Below are 3,287 nucleotides of genomic sequence, written 5' to 3'. Positions count from 1 at the left end.
TTCCTCTATAGTCATTTCATATTTTAGAACATTAATCGATGTAAATATATTTCATGAAGAGGTTTTGACTTATATAAAAGAGAAGAGCTTCAATTCGTTACAAGATATTCGGTCTGTCTTACCCTTTGAAAATTCAAAAATAACAAATCAAATTGAAGATATTCAGGATAGTATTTTAAATGGCTATATACTTATTCAGTTCGATACAGATAAACTAAATTGTTTGTTAGTAAATGTGTCAAAGAAAGAAAAAAGGGATATTACAAAAGCTGAAATTGAATACAATATTGTGGGTCCGCAAATCGCATTTGTCGAAGATTTAGATGTAAATTTAAATTTAGTACGTAGAAAGCTCCCAACACCTTATTTACAAATGAAGGAATTGAAAGTAGGCTCTCTCTCTAACACAACTGTTGCGATTGTATTTATTGAGGGAATTGTAAATGATCAAAATCTACAAGAAATTATAAAAAGGGTAAGTCAAATAAAAACAGACCATGTTTTGGATAGTACTTATTTGATGCAGTTAATTGCAGACAACCCAAATTCTATATTCCCTCAATTTTTGAATACAGAACGTCCGGACCGTGTGGCAGCTGTATTAGCAGAAGGGAAAATTGCACTTTTTGTAGATGGCTCGCCTTATGCCATCACTCTTCCAACAACATTAATTGATTTTTTTTCTACGACAGAAGATTACACCATGCCTTGGATTATAGCCTCTTTTTTTCGTCTATTAAGGCTTTTTGCTTTTATATTTTCTGTCTTAACGACGCCATTATATGTCTCGATCTTAACATATCATTACGAGCTTATACCAAAAGAACTTCTTGAAACGTTAATCATATCGAGAAGTAAAGTACCTTTTCCTCCATTAATTGAAGCACTTTTTTTAGAAATAACGATTGAATTACTGAGAGAAGCAGGGGCACGTTTACCAACTAAAGTGGGTTTAACTGTCGGTATCGTAGGTGGTATTGTAATTGGACAAGCATCGGTAGAAGCAAGTCTTACAAGTAACGTACTTATTATCATTGTTGCACTTTCAGCTCTTAGTTCATTTACAGCACCAATATATCGAATTGGTAATACAATTCGAGTAATTCGTTTTCCTTTTATAATATCTGCACACCTATTGGGCTTATTAGGAATTGTTTTAACAAGTTCTTTCCTTTTAGTACGCTTATTACGTACAGAATCATTAAGACGTCCTTATTTGTTCCCTTTTTATCCTACACGTCCTACAGATTGGAAAGACAGCATTATACGTATGCCAATCTCAGCGATGTTTCGACGTCCTATTTTTTCAAGGTCTAAACAGCGTTTTCGCTTTAATCCAGAAGAGGTAGAGAAAAATAAAATCATATCACGAAATGATTTTGATGATTGAATTTAACAGGGAGGAGCATTATGAAACAGATCCCAATTGAGTATCAAGTCTCGCCATATATGGTATTTTTTTTAATTATTACTATACAGTTGGGAGTTGGTATGCTTGGTTTTGAAAGGATTAGTGCAAAATTAGTTGGAAATGATGCGTGGATTAGCACGCTACTTTTTGGAATATCTGTTAATGTTATGATTTGGATCATATATCAGATTTTAAATCAGGGTAATGGAGACATCATTGCAATCAATCAAAACGTACTTGGAAAATGGATTGGTGGATTGCTCAACTTCATTTTTTTATCCTATATTGTATTGTTAGGTGCAACAACACTACATACTTATATCGAAGTAGTACATGTTTGGATGTTTCCTTCAATTTCATCTTGGGTTATAGCAGGGGCTTTTTTGGGTCTATGTTATTACATTGTTACTGGAGGATTTCGTGTAGTTGCCGGAATCGGCTTCTTTGGAATCGTTATCCCAAGCATTCTAATCTTCACATTTTTTTATCCTTTGCAGTATGCAGATTTCCAGAATTTATTTCCAATTGCACAGCATTCATTCCTAGAAATTATGAAAGGAATGAAAGGAAATATGTTTAGTTTTTTTGGATTTGAAATGTTATTGCTGTACTACCCATTTATTAAAAAGGCAAAAACGTCTCAAAAATATGCGCACTATGCAAATTTAGTAACGACTATTGTCTACACATACCTTATGATTTTAACTCTTGCATTTTTTAGTGAAAAACAACTAGCGAGTGCGATATGGGCATATTTAAGCATGATTAAAATTATACAATTTCCCTTTATAGAGCGGTTTGAATACATTATTGTTTCTGTTTGGGCTTTTTTTATATTACCCAATGTTTCCTTTACATTATGGGGAGTAAGTCGTGGTATAAAAGAGGCACTGGGAATAAAGCAAAAATATGTTTTGCCAGTTATCATCCTATTCATCTTTGTTTTATCATTTTTCTTGAATAATCGTAATAAAATTAACTTATTAAATACTTGGACAGGTCAAATGGGCTTTGTATATATATATGTATACCTACCTGTACTATGGCTAATTCAAACGGCCAAAATAAAGTTAAGGAGATAAACATGAAGCGATGGATACTTTTCCTTATATTAAGTGTCTTCTTAATAGGTTGTGCTAAAACGAAAATTGTGGATGACATTGACTTAGTTCAAGTTGCGGCATATGATACCGAAGCAGAAGGTAAGCTAAAAGGAACCTTTGCGATTTCAGCTTATAAAGGAGGCGGGGAAGGTGAAACAAAAATCTATTCAGCATCAGGCCAGACTGGTAGAGAAGTTCTTGCAAGAGCATCCGAAAAATCTTCTGGACCTCTAGAGTTGGGGCAATTGCGTGTTATTATATTTAATGAAAAAATAATTGAAAAGGGAATGCAGGAAATTTTAGAGACTTTGAACCGAAATCCTAGTGTAGGAAATGCAATTTATTTAGCAATTACAAATGTAAAAGGGGAATCACTATTAAAGGGGAACTATTCTAAAGAAAAAGAAATTGCTTCCTATCTATCCTCTTTACTGGAGCAAAATATGGACAATGGAACGCAGCCCAAAACAAATTTTTTTATGTTTTTAAACCAACTTAATGATGATGCGAGAGATTCCTATTTACCGATAATATCTAAAAAAGGTAACGTGTTGGAGTTAGATGGAATAGCACTTTTTAAAAGATGTAAAATGGTTGATAAAGTGAACCCTAAAGATTTATTTGTATTTAAATTGTTGACAGATAATTTTAAACAAGGTACATACCAATTCAAACTACCTGGTTCTTCAAATACTTACGCTACGATAGAGAATATAAAAGCTAGAACAAAATATAAGATGGAGGGGAATAGTAAGCATCCATTCGTAAATGCT

3 protein-coding genes are annotated in these 3,287 nt (G+C 33.1%); all 3 read left to right on the top strand.

What is annotated here, in order from left to right; all coding sequences use genetic code 11:
- The coding region (locus tag ACQGSG_RS27800; RefSeq protein WP_426948551.1) for a spore germination protein at window positions 1-1,390 on the top strand (1,390 nt) is incomplete at its 5' end.
- Between the two features lie 20 nt (window positions 1,391-1,410).
- Window positions 1,411-2,493, top strand: a complete 1,083-nt coding sequence (locus ACQGSG_RS27795; protein WP_000809694.1) for a GerAB/ArcD/ProY family transporter — start codon at window positions 1,411-1,413, stop codon at window positions 2,491-2,493.
- A gap of 2 nt (window positions 2,494-2,495) precedes the next feature.
- The coding region (locus ACQGSG_RS27790) for a Ger(x)C family spore germination protein (protein ID WP_426948549.1) at window positions 2,496-3,287 on the top strand (792 nt) is incomplete at its 3' end.

This window comes from Bacillus sp. GMa5/1 (assembly GCF_050172015.1).
Classification (GTDB): domain Bacteria; phylum Bacillota; class Bacilli; order Bacillales; family Bacillaceae_G; genus Bacillus_A; species Bacillus_A cereus.
This window is presented reverse-complemented; position numbering and strand designations above follow the sequence as displayed.